The 15,458-nt window shown below is 60.6% G+C and carries 14 protein-coding genes; 7 read left to right on the top strand and 7 right to left on the bottom strand.

The annotated features are described in order from the left end of the window. Positions 1–91 precede the first annotated feature (91 nt). The 3 genes from B0O95_RS11665 (at position 92) to argC (ending at position 2,701) form a co-directional block, all read left to right on the top strand. Entirely contained in the window at positions 92–778 is a 687-nt protein-coding gene (locus tag B0O95_RS11665) for an orotate phosphoribosyltransferase (protein ID WP_104078039.1), read from the top strand. Positions 779–1,091: 313 nt separating this feature from the next. Then, positions 1,092–1,664 carry a YbhB/YbcL family Raf kinase inhibitor-like protein gene (locus B0O95_RS11660; RefSeq protein WP_104078038.1) on the top strand — a complete coding sequence of 191 codons (573 nt, stop codon included), beginning with the start codon at positions 1,092–1,094 and terminating at the stop codon, positions 1,662–1,664. An 89-nt stretch (positions 1,665–1,753) separates the two neighbouring features. Then, positions 1,754–2,701, top strand: coding sequence for an N-acetyl-gamma-glutamyl-phosphate reductase (gene argC / locus B0O95_RS11655; protein ID WP_104078037.1), 948 nt, complete (start codon positions 1,754–1,756; stop codon positions 2,699–2,701). Positions 2,702–3,208: 507 nt separating this feature from the next. Here argC and B0O95_RS11650 read toward each other — a convergent pair. The 6 genes from B0O95_RS11650 to ku form a co-directional block, all read right to left on the bottom strand. Beyond that, complete coding sequence (locus B0O95_RS11650; RefSeq protein WP_104078036.1) at positions 3,209–3,856, bottom strand: LysE family translocator; 648 nt, start codon at positions 3,854–3,856, stop codon at positions 3,209–3,211. 223 nt (positions 3,857–4,079) lie between these two features. Beyond that, positions 4,080–4,733: a peroxiredoxin gene (locus tag B0O95_RS11645; RefSeq protein ID WP_104078035.1), complete on the bottom strand. Its 654-nt coding sequence runs from the start codon at positions 4,731–4,733 to the stop codon at positions 4,080–4,082. 493 nt (positions 4,734–5,226) lie between these two features. Further along, complete coding sequence (locus B0O95_RS11640; protein ID WP_233203316.1) at positions 5,227–7,590, bottom strand: fimbria/pilus outer membrane usher protein; 2,364 nt, start codon at positions 7,588–7,590, stop codon at positions 5,227–5,229. 131 nt (positions 7,591–7,721) lie between these two features. Continuing rightward, complete coding sequence (locus B0O95_RS11635) at positions 7,722–8,420, bottom strand: fimbria/pilus chaperone family protein (protein ID WP_255779207.1); 699 nt, start codon at positions 8,418–8,420, stop codon at positions 7,722–7,724. Positions 8,421–8,513: 93 nt separating this feature from the next. Then, positions 8,514–9,212, bottom strand: a complete 699-nt coding sequence (locus B0O95_RS11630; RefSeq protein ID WP_104078032.1) for a DUF1120 domain-containing protein — start codon at positions 9,210–9,212, stop codon at positions 8,514–8,516. Between the two features lie 254 nt (positions 9,213–9,466). Beyond that, positions 9,467–10,426 carry a non-homologous end joining protein Ku gene (gene ku, locus B0O95_RS11625; RefSeq protein WP_104078031.1) on the bottom strand — a complete coding sequence of 320 codons (960 nt, stop codon included), beginning with the start codon at positions 10,424–10,426 and terminating at the stop codon, positions 9,467–9,469. Positions 10,427–10,729: 303 nt separating this feature from the next. On the opposite strand from ku, the gene B0O95_RS11620 reads away from it, so the two are divergent. Continuing rightward, positions 10,730–11,494 (top strand): DUF4397 domain-containing protein, encoded by a 765-nt coding sequence (locus B0O95_RS11620; protein WP_104078030.1) that lies wholly within the window; start codon positions 10,730–10,732, stop codon positions 11,492–11,494. Between the two features lie 268 nt (positions 11,495–11,762). On the opposite strand, the gene B0O95_RS11615 is transcribed toward B0O95_RS11620, so the two are convergent. After that, positions 11,763–12,065 carry a DUF2795 domain-containing protein gene (locus B0O95_RS11615; protein WP_199180499.1) on the bottom strand — a complete coding sequence of 101 codons (303 nt, stop codon included), beginning with the start codon at positions 12,063–12,065 and terminating at the stop codon, positions 11,763–11,765. Positions 12,066–12,371: 306 nt separating this feature from the next. On the opposite strand from B0O95_RS11615, the gene B0O95_RS11610 reads away from it, so the two are divergent. The 3 genes from B0O95_RS11610 to B0O95_RS11600 are packed head-to-tail and all read left to right on the top strand — an operon-like array spanning position 12,372 to position 15,450. Further along, positions 12,372–13,700: a glycosyltransferase family 4 protein gene (locus B0O95_RS11610; protein ID WP_104078029.1), complete on the top strand. Its 1,329-nt coding sequence runs from the start codon at positions 12,372–12,374 to the stop codon at positions 13,698–13,700. Next, the gene (locus tag B0O95_RS11605; protein WP_104078028.1) at positions 13,700–14,761 is read left to right on the top strand and encodes a UDP-glucuronic acid decarboxylase family protein; all 1,062 of its coding nucleotides are present in this window, start codon (positions 13,700–13,702) and stop codon (positions 14,759–14,761) included. The genes B0O95_RS11610 and B0O95_RS11605 overlap by 1 nt, the downstream gene beginning before the upstream one ends. Further along, positions 14,758–15,450, top strand: coding sequence for a PIG-L deacetylase family protein (locus tag B0O95_RS11600; RefSeq protein ID WP_104078027.1), 693 nt, complete (start codon positions 14,758–14,760; stop codon positions 15,448–15,450). The genes B0O95_RS11605 and B0O95_RS11600 overlap by 4 nt, the downstream gene beginning before the upstream one ends. The last annotated feature ends 8 nt before the right edge of the window (positions 15,451–15,458 follow it).

The raw sequence follows: 15,458 nt of genomic DNA, 5'->3' as shown, positions 1-15,458 counted from the left end.
AGCCAGCATGGTGTCCGACTGAGCTATAATAACGGGCTACGCGCGTCGCGCAGTCCCGCCCGACCCACCCCCGATTCCAAGGATTTTCCCGATGATAGGCATCGATCGTCAAACGATCTCCGACACCACCGCCAGGATTCTGCTAGAGGTCCAGGCCGTCCACTTCAACGCCGAAAAGCCGTATATCTTCACGTCCGGATGGGCGAGCCCGGTCTATATTGATTGCCGGAAGCTGATTTCTTATCCCCGCGTACGCAGCGCGCTGATGGACATGGCCGAATCGACGATTTATGCTGGTGTCGGTTTCGAGCAGATCGACTCGGTGGCGGGCGGCGAAACTGCCGGCATCCCGTTCGCCGCGTGGATTGCCGACCGCATGGGCCTGCCGATGCAATATGTTCGCAAAAAGCCAAAGGGTTTTGGCCGTAATGCGCAGATCGAGGGGTTTCTGCAAGAAGGTTCGCGGGTGCTGCTGGTCGAGGACCTGACGACCGACAGCCGCAGCAAGATCAACTTCATCAATGCGTTGCGCACCGCCGGCGCGAGCGTCGAACACTGCTTCGTGCTGTTCCACTACCACATCTTCAAGGAAAGCGTGTCGGTGCTCAAGGATGTTGGCGTCAATCTGCACGCGCTGGCGACCTGGTGGGACGTGCTGCGCGTGGCCAAGGATAAGGGATATTTCGACGCGAAAACGCTGGACGAAGTCGAGAAGTTCCTACACGCCCCCGCTCAATGGTCGGCCGCGCATGGCGGCGCGACATCCGCGCCGCAATAGCGAAACCCATCGGGGCCGATGCCAGATGCGACAAAGCCGCCCTCACGGGCGGCTTTGTCGCATCTGGAAGGCCTTCAGCCGTGCTCGCCCGCGCCGCAGCTACCTTGCAAGCGGATCCGGATGATAGACTGCCTGTGTGTTTACCGGCGCTGCCCGGTCCCGCTCCGGCCGACCGGCACCGAACGCGCTGTGCCTGACTGTTCGTTATAACAACGTTGCGTCAAGGACAGGAGGTTTCCGGCCCATGCGCCCGCGTCGCCAGCAGTCTCGAGCATCTCGCCGTTTGCATGTTCGCGTGTGGCAGACCTTGCCCATGGCCGGGTGGCTGCTGATCGCACAACCTCTCGCCCAGGCGGATAATGCACCCGCCAACACCATGCCGACGTCGGCGGGCGGCGTGAACCGCCCATTCGAGTTGTACAGCGCAGCGTTGCACCCCAACCAGGACGTGCCGCACGCGCATGTCTACAACAAGGGCGGCTGCAGCGGATCCAACCATTCCCCAGATCTGTCGTGGCGTAACGCGCCGCCCGGCACCCGGGGCTTTGCGGTGACGGTCTTCGATCCCGATGCACCGGGTCGCGGCTGGTGGCACTGGGCCGTCGCTGGCATTCCAGCTAACGTCCATCGATTGCCGGCCAATGCCAGCGGATCGGGCTTCCTGAAGTCGATCGGCGCCATCGAGGCCCGCAACGACTTTGGCGATGACGGCTATGGCGGCCCATGTCCGCCGGCCGGCAGAGCGCATCGCTATATCATCACTGTCTGGGCGCTGCGCACCCAGGACCTGCGGCTGGCCAACGGTCGTCCTGCCGCGGTGTTCGAGCACGAAATCTCGGTGGCCGCCCTCGCCGCCGCGCGGATCATCGTGACCTATACCCGATAACGACATTTTTTTCGCAACCGCCACGAATCTGTCCCGCCCGGGCCTTAGAATACCTGTTTAACGGTATCGGAGCACAAGGCGGGCGCGCAATGACAACCAAGGTTTTTGTCGATGGGCAGGACGGCACAACGGGGCTGAAGATCAATGAATACCTCGCGCAGCGGCGCGACATTGAGGTATTGCGTATCGACGAGGCGAAGCGAAAAGATCCTAACGAGCGGCGCCGGCTGATCAACACCTCCGACGTCACGTTCCTGTGCCTACCGGATACCGCGTCGCGCGAGTCCGTGTCGCTAGTTGACAGTGACCGCGTGGTCATCATCGACGCCAGCACCGCGTTCCGCACGCAACCGGACTGGGCGTATGGGTTGCCCGAGCTAAACCGCGCGCAGCGGGAAAAAATCCGCGTGAGCAAGCGCATTGCGGTGCCCGGATGCCATGCGTCAGCGTTCGTGCTGGCCATGCATCCGCTGGTCGCTGCCGGTATCGTGCCGGCCGGCTTCATCGCAACAGCCTATTCGATCACCGGATACAGTGGTGGCGGCAAGAAATTGATCGCGGCCTACGAGGATAACCCGGTTCCCGCGTTGTCGAGTCCGCGCCCCTACGCGCTCGGGCTCACGCACAAACACCTGCCAGAAATGACGGTCCATTCCGGGCTGACGGTGATGCCAGCGTTCACGCCGATCGTCGGCGCGTTCTACAAGGGGCTCGCGGTTACGACCTATCTTCCCCAGATGCAATTAGCACGGCAGGTGACACCGGCCGACGTTCATGCCGTGCTGGCCGACCACTATGCCGGCGAAGCGTTTATTCGGGTCATGCCGCTGGGTGCGCCGGAGAACCTGGACGATGGCTTTTTCGATGTGCAAGCCAATAACGGCACCAATCGCGTCGACCTGTTCGTCTTCGGCAATGAAGAGCGCATCATGACGATCGCGCGGCTCGACAACCTCGGCAAGGGCGCCTCCGGTGCAGCCGTGCAGTGCATGAACCTCGCCATCGGCGCAGATGAACGGATCGGTTTGACGGTTTGACGTTGCGGGTAGCATGGGGCATGCATGCCCCACTAGCACCATCACGCCGATACGGTCAGCCGTATCGGCTTTTTTATTTCAGCACGCGGATTTTGCAATCGGCCGCCGTGATGCATGATGAAAAAAAAGCCCGCCATTCGGCGGGCTGAATCCATATCAGAGGAGACATGGAGGAGACGGCTCCACTATAGCAAGTTGTTTGGTGCATTGCAACATACTGCTGCCCGTAACCGGGTTATCCTGCTCAGTGTTGCAATGATACAACACACCTACGCCGCGCCGATCCATTCCTTTCTAAGCCCCGACGCGTTCACGACGTCTCGCGCATTGCCGATTCCCGGCATCCAGGACGCACGTCTGCGACCGCAAGGAAAAGCACGCGAAATTCATCAACTCATTGCGCGTTGCGCGCCCCCATTGCGGCCGTGATGCTGTCGGCCGATCTCGCGGCGCCAGCCTACGCATCGCTGGGAGCAGCGGCCCGTACTTCGCGTACTGAATCGGCGCTTAGTGCCGCACCAGCGCCATCAGCGCGCCAAAGCCGACGAATGCGCCGCCGGTGAGCCGATTGAACGCCTTCGCCATGCTACGACTGCGAAGGCGTTCTCCGATCCGCGAGCCGCATCCGGCATAGACCACGTACCAACCGACCTCGATGATCGCGAAAGTTGGCACCAGCACGCTGAACTGCGGCCACGTCGGTGCAGCGGCGTTAATGAACTGCGGCAGCAGTGCGGCAGCGAAAAGTATGGCCTTCGGATTGCTTGCGCCCACCAGGAAGCCCGTGCGAAACATCGCAAAGCGCGTGACACGATGCACCACATCGCGCTCGACCGGTCGCGTATCGGCTGCACCGTGCGGCGCCGATTCCACCGGCGCGCGCCACGCTTTGATGCCCAGGTACACCAAGTAAGCAGCGCCTGCCACGCGCAATGCGTTAAACATCGCCGGCCAAGCTTGCAGGAATACCCCCAGCCCGGCGGCCGAGACGGACAACATCAGCACCAGCGCCGACAGGCAGCCGGCCATCGCCCAACTGCTTCGGCGCAAGCCGTGCCGCGCGCCGCTGGACATCATCAACAGCATGTTCGGGCCCGGAATGGCCGATACAGCGAACACGGTTGCAACGAAAAGCCACCACGTATGGAGCGTCACAGCGTTCTCTTATCAGGGTCGTCAAGTAATAATACGAGGAATCGGCATCCACAGGAGTGCGCCCATGCTGGGCGCACAAAAAAAAGCCCGCCAATGCGGCGGGCTGAATCCATATCGGAGGAGACATGGAGGAGACGGATCTAAGTATAAACCCTGATCCTCCAAAAACGCAAACCCCCTGTGCGAATCCACAACGGTCCGGATGAAAGGCCGCCCGCCCGGGTTACTTCGGCTGCGCGACAGTGCGCAGGTACGGCTTGAGCGTCTTGAAGCCTTCCGGATACTTTTTCTTCGCTTCTTCGTCGGATACCGACGTCGGGATGATCACGTCGTCGCACGGCTTCCAGTTCACCGGCGTCGCCACGGAATGCTTCGCGTTCAGTTGCAACGCATCGAGCAAGCGCAGTATTTCGTCAAAGTTGCGCCCCGCGCTCATCGGATAGGTGAACGTGGCCTTGATTTTCTTGTCCGGACCAACGATGAACACCGCGCGCACGGTCGCATTGTCATTCGCATTGCGCGGTCCAGCACTCGCATTGGGGTGAATCATGTCGTACAACTTCGCGACGCTCAAATTTTCATCACCGATCAACGGATAGTTGATCGGATAGCCTTGTGTCTCGGCGATGTCCCCCACCCAACGCTTGTGGTCGCTGACCGGATCGATCGACAGGCCGATCACCTTCGTGTTGCGCTTGTCAAATTCGGGTTTCAGCCGCGCGACGTAGCCCAACTCGGTCGTGCACACCGGTGTGAAGTCCTTCGGGTGCGAAAACAGAATCGCCCAATGGTCGCCGATCCATTCGTGGAAACGAATCTGACCTTCCGTGGTGTCGGCGGTGAAATCGGGTGCTTCGTCGCCTATGCGAATCGACATATCGGACCTCCATTAACGTGGTGATGGCGCACGACCGCACGGCCAAACCGCGCGGCCGCGGCACGGATCTGCGTCAACCAGTGCGTACGAACCGGCAATAAATGAAAGAGTAGCGTGCCTGCCTGGCACCGTCCATCGGCGCGCGCCGCTGGGCTGACCGGCTTGGTCAGCCCGGCTGCTTCGCCGTCACCGCGCAAGGCAGCCGATGTGCGCCCGTCTTTAGCCGTTATCCACGCATTGCTTTGGACAACCTCTGGATAGGCGGGCGCACAGCCGTTGCGCAGAATCTGGATAACTCATTGACAATACAAGGGAGGAGCCGGGTTGTCCCACTTTTGCTTTTGCTATCCAGTGATGCTCTGTATAGTTATCGGATCGGTATCGTATTGATCCATAACAGCGTTTTTGCAGTTGTCCACAACGCGCTGCGGTCATTGTTAACTACCATTACAAATATATCTATATAAATAAAAAAACTGAAAGCAGGCCACTATTAGTCCACAGATATCGTGTAACAGCGCGCCGGTGCGCGCTCGAACGTGCGACTCGGGTCCAGTGTGTCGGATAATGTGTACACGAGCTGGCAACGTCGGCCGTTGGCAAGCTTGACGATCAAGGCCGCATCGGATGTCGCCCGAGACATGAATATCCGCTGTTCGTCGAGTACGGTCGCGACCACATGGCCAGCGCTATCAAGAATCAGTGAACCGCGCTGCAACGCAATCCCGTCGTCCGTTGTTATATCCAACAGCATCCGATGCACAGTGGTCACGTTGAATCGCACCTTTTGCACCGAGCCGCGCGCCGGCTGCAAGGTCCGATAGCCGTTGTCCACATCGGCGCTTCGAGGCAAGGTCCGCGTCGCGATCTGGACAGGCGAGGTGGCATACGCAGGCAACGACGGCAAGATGGCTTGCCCACGACTGTCTGTCTGAACGATGCCCGCCCGCGTGGAGATTTTTACGTCAGGCACGCCGTTGGTCGATGCAATGCCAAACGTATCCGCGATCCGGTACGGCGAAAACGTCAACCCGCCATCATGGACTGCCAGTGCGCCGCTGAGCACCGCCGAATAGGACGATGCCCCCATCGAATGCCAGACGCCGCCCGATAAATTGGCAAATCGATTGCGATGGTTGAAATCCAGACCCGCCGACACATCACGAGCCGCGTGGTTGCGTTGAATTGACGCGTTATAGTCCGTGTGATCACGAATTCTGCCGTGCATGCGTGTGCCAGTGAGCAGGCCGGCATCGGACAACGACGCGTGTCCGCGCGTACCGCTGCGCCCGAATGGCATGCTTACGCTCATGTATGTCGACATACCGGAACGGCGCGAGTGGTACGAATAGCACTGCGCGGCCAACGTCACCGACAGGTCGGCGAGCCGCATTGAAACGGAGCCCGTCATGTAGCGCCCCACCATCGTGCCGGCTTGAAAGGATTGGCCATAGCCCAGGCTGATCGAGCCATAGGAAGGCATTGCAAAGCTCAGTCGAGCGGTCAAGTCCATCGCGTTGCAGCGACCAAGGCGTGTGCGGGCCTCTGAATGGTGTCGAAAACCAGCTGTCCTGTAGTTTCCCGAGAGGCTGGCCGATACCGTATGGCCCACGCGGGCGCCGATGCGGACATGGGCGCCCGCGCCCGAAACGCCGCTTGCGCGATGGCGGGATAGATGCAGTCGCGCAGCGACGTCGGAGCCGGTGCGCGGCGCGATGAACAACGATGCCGCGGCGCCCTGGTAGCCGGACGAGAGCAGCGCCGTGGCTGATGCACTGATGGACGGATTCAGGTTGCGCCCCGCGCTTACGGCCACCGCGGGATAGAACCCGCCGAGCGTGCTGAACCGGCCGACTGCCACTGACAGCCCCGCAGCGCCGACCGGGGAGCCGGCCGCGAAAGACGTTGCAGGCACCACGAATTCGCGCTGTGAACCGTCGCTTTCCGTCACCGTCACGATCAAATCCGAGACTTCGTTCTGGACTTCCAATTCGTCGATACTAAACGGCCCGGGCGGCACCACAGTTGTATAGAGCTGCTGCCCCGCCTGAGACACCTCCACACGGGCTTGCGACGATGCAATCGCATCAATACGGGCAGCACGGGGCCGGGATCGGCTCAGCGCATCGTCCGGCAGAATCTGTATGCCATGCAATGCGGCTGCGCCCGTCACCGCATTGGCCAGCGTGAGCTGTCCGACTTGCAGGAGCGTGCCGCTACCGTGAAAGGTGCGTTGCGCGTACGCCGCGTCGTGCGACACGGCGGCGCCCCACGGTGTGTGGCTCAATGACTGTCGCGAACGTACGATCCAATCTTGTGCATTGAACCCCGCCTCGATACGTGCGCGGACACGGGAGCGCGAACCCCGCCCGTATCGCCATTGCGCCATGCGTATGTCGTAGTTCAGCATGCCGGCGCTGCCGCCGCGGGCAAATTGCCGCACCGGCTGACGCTGCGGCCGCACCGCCCGCAAGGGCACGATCAGTTCGACCCGTGCCTGCGCAGGGAACAATGCGATTTGTGTGCCAGGGAATATCGCCCGGTAGTCGTAGCAGGCCGGCGGGGATGGTGGGGGGAGCGCTGGGCCGGATACTGGCAAAGCGTGGGGATGGATCCTAGCCGCCTTTGCATCGGGTAACACCAATCCACCTTGCTCGAGCAGCTCGGCGCTCATGCAAATATCGCCATCGGGATCGAAGTATGCATCGATATGTCCGCGCGGCATCCCATTCACTTTCAACGCGATGCGGTGATATCCCGGGCTGAAGCGAGGGCCGTTTGCATAGTAATCGGCCAGCGCGACCGGCAGTCCCCGCGCCCGCAGCCGGCTCAAATCGAATTGAACGGGCGCGGCCATCGATTGCGTCGCCGTGATGGCAATGCAAAGCGTGGCCGACCAGCTCACGGCCTGCCTCAGCGCGGCCTGCCGGCATCGCATTTGCCCAACGTGCATCATCGCAGGATCGCATTGCCCCGATCGTCGGACGATCAATGCGAAGCCGCGTCCTGCGGCGGCTTGAGTTGTCCCGCGGGCAAGTCATACGTGCCCGTCGCATACCCATAACGCGACAGCGTGGACAATCGCAGTGCATGGATACGTTGTGGCGCGATGTGATCGCCGAGCGGCAGTTCAACATGCGCTTTGGGCAGGATATAGCGCTGTGGCAGCGTCAGAACAGCCCCTTGAGGCAGGATCGTCACACGCTGCTCGAGCCTGACGACATACGGGGACGGGTTGGTGAGCGTCAGCACGCGGCCGCGCAGATGCCACGACAGGTGTTTCCACGGCTGCTCATCGACCTGGAGTCCGCGTGGCGTGACAATAACCGGCAAATCCTGCCGCACGGTGAACGCGACGCCTTCTTTGCCAGCTGCGGCGGGTGGTATTCCTTCGAAGACCACGCGTTTCAGGCGTTCCGTGCGCAATGGTTCGTCGTTGACTAACATGAATCGCACTAGTTGCTCGTCGCCGGGTTCCAATCGGGTTGCCAACGGCGTGGCGACCACCAGCGGCTCGCGATCCTCAGCGGTATCGCTCACTGAGGTGTAGAGGATGACCGGAAACGAATCCGTGTTGCGCACCTTGATCGCTGCTTCGCCTTTTCCTTCAGCCAACAGGACGACCGAGGTTTCTGGCATGACGCCCGTAGCGCATGCGATGCTGGGGAACAGACACACCAATAGCATGCGTGCGGCGTGCCGCCGAAGCGCCATACAAGCAAAATTCCACATATTAAATTGCTAAGTCAAAAAGGCATTGAACCGAAAACGTCATCGATATCAATACGTCAGTGTGATCGTCGTTTGACCTCGGTAGATGATCTCACGGCTCAGATCCATCTCCTTTGCCGGTCGAAAAAAGGGCATGATGACAATGTTGGCCGAAAATTCTGAGCCCACGGCGGGAGTATTTCCTTCGCTACTCTTCCAACTAATTTCCCGATAATGCTCACCGTTCAACAGGTTGGTTACTACCGGGCTCCAATTTCCTTCGCCTTTGTTTAACCGACCGATGGGTACGGACATGTGGTGGTGCCCATTGTGCGAATAGCTCATGTTATCCAGCATGAGAGCATACACGCCCACGACCGTCTCGCCGGTGCTCAATATTCCCTTCAGTTCCTGGAGCGGCGTATTGTTGTCGTCACTGCCCAGATCCATGAAAGGGTTGTAGCCCTCTACCTCATTCTGCGACACAATTCCAACCGACGTGTTCGTCGGGCAGTTGATAGACAGTTCGACTTCTTTGCTACCCAGCTGAATATATTTTCTATCCGTTTCCAACTCTTCTGAGCGAAGTGGCTCCATCTCGACATGAGAAGGCGATAAGCGCAGCTCGCAAGGACCTGGCGAAATTCGACCTTGGATAGTGAGTGTGGCAGATTCAGCAGAGTTGCGCGAATCCGACCCCGCTAATACATTGGAAGAAGTACTAATGATAAAGAAAAATAAAAACGCGTATTGATTTAATCTGTTCATGACACGGGTGTATGGATTGATACGTCGCCCCGCATTTGCGGACCAACATTATAGTGAAGCCTAACAGGGGGCGACTCAGCAATACGATACGCTCATCGACAATCCGAATTTCGGCGACACAGAAATTGCCAACAGTGGAGAATCCGTATTACCGCAATGAAGGCTCGCTTTTTCCCGATTGGGCGCCGCAACCCAGCCTGTTCAACGTAATCAGGCGCTCGCGTCATCATCGCATACTGGACAACATTGCAGCACTAGGCCGCATGGCGTTTGCGCGGTACCGACTTCTTCGCTGGTTTGGGGGCCGATCGGGTCGTGCGCTTCCTGGCAGGGCTGACCGTCGCCTTGCGCAATGGCGGCTTTTTCGGCGTATCGCTGCTATCCGGGCCTGCGCTCTCGTCGGTGCTTGTTCCGTCCTTGCGCCGCCCCAGACTGCGCCGCAGCAGTTCGGACAAGTCGACGACGTCTGCACTGCGCCGCCTTGCCGGAGCCTCAATATCTGAAATCTCTTGTGTTTTGTCCGCGCGGATCTTCTTCTCGACCAACGTCAGGATGTCGTCCCGGAACGTATCGTGGTAGTCCTCAGGTTTCCATGCCCCACTCATGTCATTAATCAGCTTCTTGGCCATGTCCAACTCGCGGGCCGTGACGCCGGCCTTTTTCGCATCGGCCTCCGGCAACGGGAGTTTGGCCAGCGCCCGCAATTCATCCTTCCAGCGCAACGTGTCCAACGCGAGCAACGGACCCACCGGAATCAGCGCACCAAGGTGTTGGCGGCCATGCATGACGACCAACGCGATACCGATTTTGCCGGTCGCCTTCAACGCTTCGCGCAGCAACGCGTAAACCTTCTCACCCTTGCGCTCCGGCATGAGATAGTACGGTGTGTCGAGGTATAGAAACGACACGGCGTCTGAATCAACAAAGGTCAAGATATCGACCGTCTGCGTCGAATCCGGATTGGCCGCGCGGATCTCCTCGTCGGTTAATACCACATAGCGCTCTTTATCGTACTCGTAACCGCGCACGATATCCTCGCGCGGCACTTCCTTTCCTGTGCGCTTGTTGACCTGCCGATAGCCGATCGGATCCATCGAATGCTTGTCCAGCATCCGGAACGATGGCTTCACCGTCCGGGTGGCCGGATACAGCTGCACCGGTACGTGCACGAGGCCAAAACTGATTGCGCCTTTCCAGATCATTCGTGACGCCATGGAGCCTCCTTCGTGTGATCCTGCGGCGCACGCGCGCCGTATTGTCGGCTTCATCGCCGCTTGCCGTAGCGTTCCGATTGTGCAAGTTCCGTACCAACCGGGCTGCCCGCACGCCCCTACTCCGTTCGGGAACAGTGCTTGCTGCTTTGGAACGCCCTCGTTATGTCCGTTGGGCATACGATGAGGTCATTGTTGAAATACCAGAACAGAGCCATGCACGGGTGCGACGTTAAACAAAACGCTGTTGCAACAGCGCAATCCAGCATTCGTTCGCTTTGTGCTGCTTATCACTGAGAGGACGTAATGAAATCGATCCGTACCGTTGCCATGTTGACCCTCGCCACGCTGGCGTTGGGCGCTTGTGGAAGAGGAGGTAAAGACCTAGGCACTGAGCTGGGCCTGACCTCTGCGCAGGCAAGGTTCATCAATGCCATTCCGACCGCCCCGAATCTGGATTACTACCTAAACGGGCAAGCGAACGCGACCAACGTACAGTACAAGGGCGTCACGCGTTACCGCGATGTCGGCGCAGGCACCCAGACCGCCACTTACAATGCAACTGGCACGTCTGTGACGCTGGCCTCGCAGGCGTTCAATGCAGCCAAGGGACACCAATACACGACGATTGCGATCCTGGGTTCGTCGTCCGCGATCTCCGTAATCGACGATCCGTATGACAAAGGCTTGCTGTCGGACAAGGCGCGCGTACGGGGATTCAATGCGTCGTTTAACGCGCCGAACGTGGACATCTACGTCGTAGCGCCCGGTACCGACATCTCCGGCGTGGCGCCCACGGTGTCCTCCATCGCCTATCAGCACGCGGTACCCGCATCCGGTCAAGATTCAGTATATCTGTCCGGCGGCACGTATCAGGTCATCGTCACCAATGCCGGTACGAAGACGCCGATTCTGACGAGCGCGCCGGTCAGTTTGGCCAAAAACGCCGACTGGCTCATCTTGACGATCCCGTCGGGCGGCATCGGCAACATCGTGCCGGGCAACATCCATGTTCTGGTCGCCCAGGGCAACGATGCCGATACGTCCGCCCAGGAACTGACGCCCCAATAAGGGCACCGCGCGTTGCGACAGGCTTACCCGGCATCGATACCATAATCGCGCCGGATTCCACATGTTGTGGGCAACGGTCTTCACGCTGTTGCTGACGGCGGCCGTGTAGCACTGTTCCACGCATATCAGGCGGGGCGACGGCACCGGGTTGATCGAGAACAGCCGTCGCTGCTATTGCGCTGCGATCGCCAAGGCGCTGCCGTCATGTGACGACGGTTAAACTCGTCAACCTCAGCGCCAGCGGTCATGCTCGCGCGGCGCACCCGAATCACATCAGTTTTCCGACTTCCTTGGAGACTGAAGCCGGCGTGCCGTACTCCCGCTCCGGAATACGCTTGAGTATTTTCAGCACGCTGCCGTCGGCATGCGAGCGCTGCGCGCATTGAATGACGTCTTCCTTGCTGGCCGGATAGGCCATGCCCTTGAGTGCCTTCTGAATATCGACCGGACTCGGCGCTTTGCCATGCCCGCTCTGGTGGCCGCCCTTGTCATGGTCTTGCTGGACGCGGTCCCCTTCATGCGCCCGCGCGTGGCTCAATTCGTGACCGGTGTGAGGATGACGGGAAGTCATAGCAATCTCCTTTGAAAGCCGATGACACAGTGGAATGGGCGCGGCAGGCATGCACGCGCCGGTCCACCGTTGTCGCGCAAACCGCGTTCCCTGTTGCCGATCCTGCACCGCTGCGCCGGGTAACGCGCTGCGGCGACACCTCCAATTGCGTCGTGCGGTTGTAACTTTTTCGGGTTACCCCGAAGCCAGCTTCGATAGTTCGCACCGCAATGCAGATGCCGCGGTGCTATCGGACGGGCGGGTACATCGCTTGCGTACTGCAGCGGAGATAGGCACCCGTTGCCTTCATCAATCGGGAGCAGCTACATGCAAAAAATCGCTCTGATCAGCGAGCATGCCTCGCCGCTGGGCGTAATCGGCGGCGTCGACTCAGGCGGCCAGAACATTTACGTGGCCAACGTGGCCAAGCAATTGGCGTTGCGGGGCTGGCACGTTGATGTCTTTACCCGCCGTGACAACCCCCACTTACCGGAGGTGATGCGCATAGGTCCCAGGATGCAGGTCATCCACGTGCCCGCGGGGCCGCCCAACGATATGCCGAAAGAGGCGCTGCTGCCGCACATGGCGTGTTTTGCCGACTTCCTCGTCGACTATTTCAGGCGGCAACCCGAGCCTTACGACGTGATGCACGCGAACTTCTTCATGTCGGGCAAAGCAGCGCTGCGCGTGAAGCAGCGGCTCGGTATCCCGCTGGTTACCACTTTTCATGCACTGGGCCGAGTGCGCCGGCAGCACCAAGGCACAGCCGATGGGTTTCCGGACGAACGTTTTGCGATAGAAGATAGGCTGGTGCGGCGCTCGGATCGGCTGATCGCCGAATGTCCGCAAGACCAAATTGACCTGACGACGTTGTATCCAGGCGACCCGCGACGCATCCGAGTCATTCCGTGCGGCTTTGATAGCGACGAGTTTCAACCGGTACCGAAGCTCGAGGCTCGTGCGCGACTCGGATGGCGGTCGGACGAGTTCGCCATATTGCAGTTGGGACGGCTGGTGCCGCGCAAAGGCGTTGACAACGTGATCGAAGCGCTCGCCCATTTGCCGGCGCATTCTGGACAGTCAACGCGGCTGTATGTGGTCGGAGGCGACGACTATACGCCCGACCCCGAACGCTGCCCCGAATTGGCGCGGCTGATGCGCGTCGCCCAGCAGGCGGGCGTTGCCGAACACGTGACGTTCGTCGGCCGTCGCGACCGGGATGTGCTACGACTGTTCTACAGTGCGGCCGATGTATTCGTAACCACGCCATGGTACGAGCCTTTCGGCATTACTCCAGTGGAGGCGATGGCCTGTGCCACGCCGGTGATCGGCAGCAATGTCGGCGGCATCCGCAGCACCATCGTGGATGGCGTAACGGGCTACCTGGTGCCGCCGCGCGAGCCCGCGGCGCTGGCCCGCAGGCTGGCGGCGCTGCGCAGCGATCCGCAACAGGCGGTGGCGATGGGCCTAGCGGGCCGCCAGCGCGCGCGGCGCGACTATACGTGGGAGAGCGTTGCCGCGCAATTGGTCCACGTCTATGACGAGCTGCGCAACACAGCACGGCGGACCGCGCGCGCGGCTACCTCGCTTGGGAGCGGCCGGCGCTCGCCCATCATGCCGGCGACCGCCATCCCGAACCAGAAGGAGAATGGATGATGAAAGAATATGGCCGCAAGCGGATTCTGGTCACCGGTGGCGCCGGCTTTCTTGGCTCACATTTGTGCGAGCGCTTGGTGACAGCCGGCCACGATGTGCTATGCGTGGACAACTTTTATACCGGCACCAAGGACAACATTGCCCATCTGCTCGATGCGCCAAATTTTGAGATGATGCGTCACGATGTGACATTCCCGTTGTACGTTGAGGTCGACGAAATCTATAACCTCGCGTGTCCCGCCTCTCCGGTCCACTATCAGCAGGACCCGGTCCAAACCACTAAGACCAGCGTGCACGGCGCGATCAACCTGCTCGGGCTGGCCAAGCGCGTGAAGGCGCGTATCCTGCAAGCGTCGACCAGCGAGGTCTATGGAGACCCGTCGGTGCATCCGCAGCGTGAGCAGTATTGGGGCAATGTCAATCCGATCGGGGTGCGTTCGTGCTATGACGAAGGTAAGCGGTGCGCCGAGACCCTGTTCGCTGATTACTATCGGCAGCATCGCGTCGATATCCGCATCGCGCGGATCTTCAACACGTACGGTCCCCGCATGCATCCGGCCGACGGACGCGTGGTGTCGAATTTCATCACCCAGGCGCTGGCCGGCGAAGCGCTGACTGTCTACGGCGATGGGACCCAGACGCGCTCGTTCTGCTACGTGGACGATCTGGTCGACGGCTTGATCCGCTTGATGGAGGCACCAAGCCCGTTTGCGGAGCCGGTCAATCTAGGCAACGCCACCGAAGTGACGATCGGCGAGATCGCCCGCGAGGTTATCCGCTTGACCGGGGCCCGCGTGCCAATCCGATACGCACCGCTACCAGCGGACGACCCGCGGCAACGTTGTCCGGACCTGACGCTCGCCGCCCGGCGCCTCGGCTGGTCGCCGACCACGACGCTGGCGGATGGGCTCACGCGCACCGTCCGCTATTTCGTCCAACGTGCCGCGCCGCGCGTTCACCGGCTGCACGACGGCACGCCTGCGCAGGCAGGTCGCACGATATCCGCCGCGCATGCACATTCCGCGCAGGCCGGCGAACCGGCGCAGCAGGTACGGGCATGAGTGAGCGTTGGCTAGTCATTTCGCCGCATCTAGACGATGCGGTATTCGGATGCGGTCGGCTGCTTGCACAGACACCCGGCTCGATTGTCGCGACCGTCTTCGCCGGCATACCGCCCCGCGCCATGCCGACGCCGCCGTGGGATCGCGACGCAGGTTTCGATTCTGCGTACGAAGCCGTACAGGCCCGTCGCGCGGAGGACCGGCACGCACTGTCGATTCTTCGCGCCGAACCTCATTGGCTAGATTTTCTGGATGACCAGTACGAGTGCGCCTTACCCGACGATGCGTTGCTCGACGCGCTTCGCTCGCTGCTGGATGCGCATGCGCAGATGGGGGTGCTGGCGCCAGCCGGCTTGTTGCACCGTGACCACCTCCGGGTGCAGCACGCGATGCTGGCGCTGCTCGGCGAGCAACCCACCACCCGACGTTGGTTCTTTTACGAGGATGCATTGTATCGGCGCAAGGAGGGCCTGATGGAACAACGGCTGGCTCACTGGAAGGCACAAGGTTGGACAGCGCAGCCGGCGGCGCTGGTGGACGAGGACGCAACCGACGGCAGCGTGCTCGCGAAAGCCGAGGCCGTGCGGGCGTACCGGAGCCAGGTCGCGCTGTTCAGGCCCGATACGCTGCTCGACCTTGAGCGCGCGGAGTGCTACTGGCGATTGCAGCGTGTTCCTGCAGCATCGTGAGCGCGTCG

It is taken from the genome of Mycetohabitans endofungorum (genome assembly GCF_002927045.1).
GTDB lineage: Bacteria > Pseudomonadota > Gammaproteobacteria > Burkholderiales > Burkholderiaceae > Mycetohabitans > Mycetohabitans endofungorum.
Note: the sequence above shows the minus strand (reverse complement) of the source record. Positions and strands in the feature narration are given on the sequence as shown.

Excerpts from the sequence above, each read along its gene's own strand:
- B0O95_RS11610 (WP_104078029.1), top strand. The coding sequence starts at position 12,372 with ATGCAAAAAATCGCTCTGATCAGCGAGCATGCCTCGCCGCTGGGCGTA.
- B0O95_RS11620 (WP_104078030.1), top strand. The coding sequence starts at position 10,730 with ATGAAATCGATCCGTACCGTTGCCATGTTGACCCTCGCCACGCTGGCG.
- argC (WP_104078037.1), top strand. The coding sequence starts at position 1,754 with ATGACAACCAAGGTTTTTGTCGATGGGCAGGACGGCACAACGGGGCTG.
- B0O95_RS11600 (WP_104078027.1), top strand. The coding sequence starts at position 14,758 with ATGAGTGAGCGTTGGCTAGTCATTTCGCCGCATCTAGACGATGCGGTA.
- B0O95_RS11630 (WP_104078032.1), bottom strand. The coding sequence starts at position 9,212 with ATGAACAGATTAAATCAATACGCGTTTTTATTTTTCTTTATCATTAGT.
- B0O95_RS11660 (WP_104078038.1), top strand. The coding sequence starts at position 1,092 with ATGGCCGGGTGGCTGCTGATCGCACAACCTCTCGCCCAGGCGGATAAT.
- B0O95_RS11645 (WP_104078035.1), bottom strand. The coding sequence starts at position 4,733 with ATGTCGATTCGCATAGGCGACGAAGCACCCGATTTCACCGCCGACACC.
- B0O95_RS11665 (WP_104078039.1), top strand. The coding sequence starts at position 92 with ATGATAGGCATCGATCGTCAAACGATCTCCGACACCACCGCCAGGATT.
- B0O95_RS11605 (WP_104078028.1), top strand. The coding sequence starts at position 13,700 with ATGAAAGAATATGGCCGCAAGCGGATTCTGGTCACCGGTGGCGCCGGC.
- ku (WP_104078031.1), bottom strand. The coding sequence starts at position 10,426 with ATGGCGTCACGAATGATCTGGAAAGGCGCAATCAGTTTTGGCCTCGTG.
- B0O95_RS11640 (WP_233203316.1), bottom strand. The coding sequence starts at position 7,590 with ATGGCCGCGCCCGTTCAATTCGATTTGAGCCGGCTGCGGGCGCGGGGA.
- B0O95_RS11615 (WP_199180499.1), bottom strand. The coding sequence starts at position 12,065 with ATGACTTCCCGTCATCCTCACACCGGTCACGAATTGAGCCACGCGCGG.
- B0O95_RS11635 (WP_255779207.1), bottom strand. The coding sequence starts at position 8,420 with ATGCTATTGGTGTGTCTGTTCCCCAGCATCGCATGCGCTACGGGCGTC.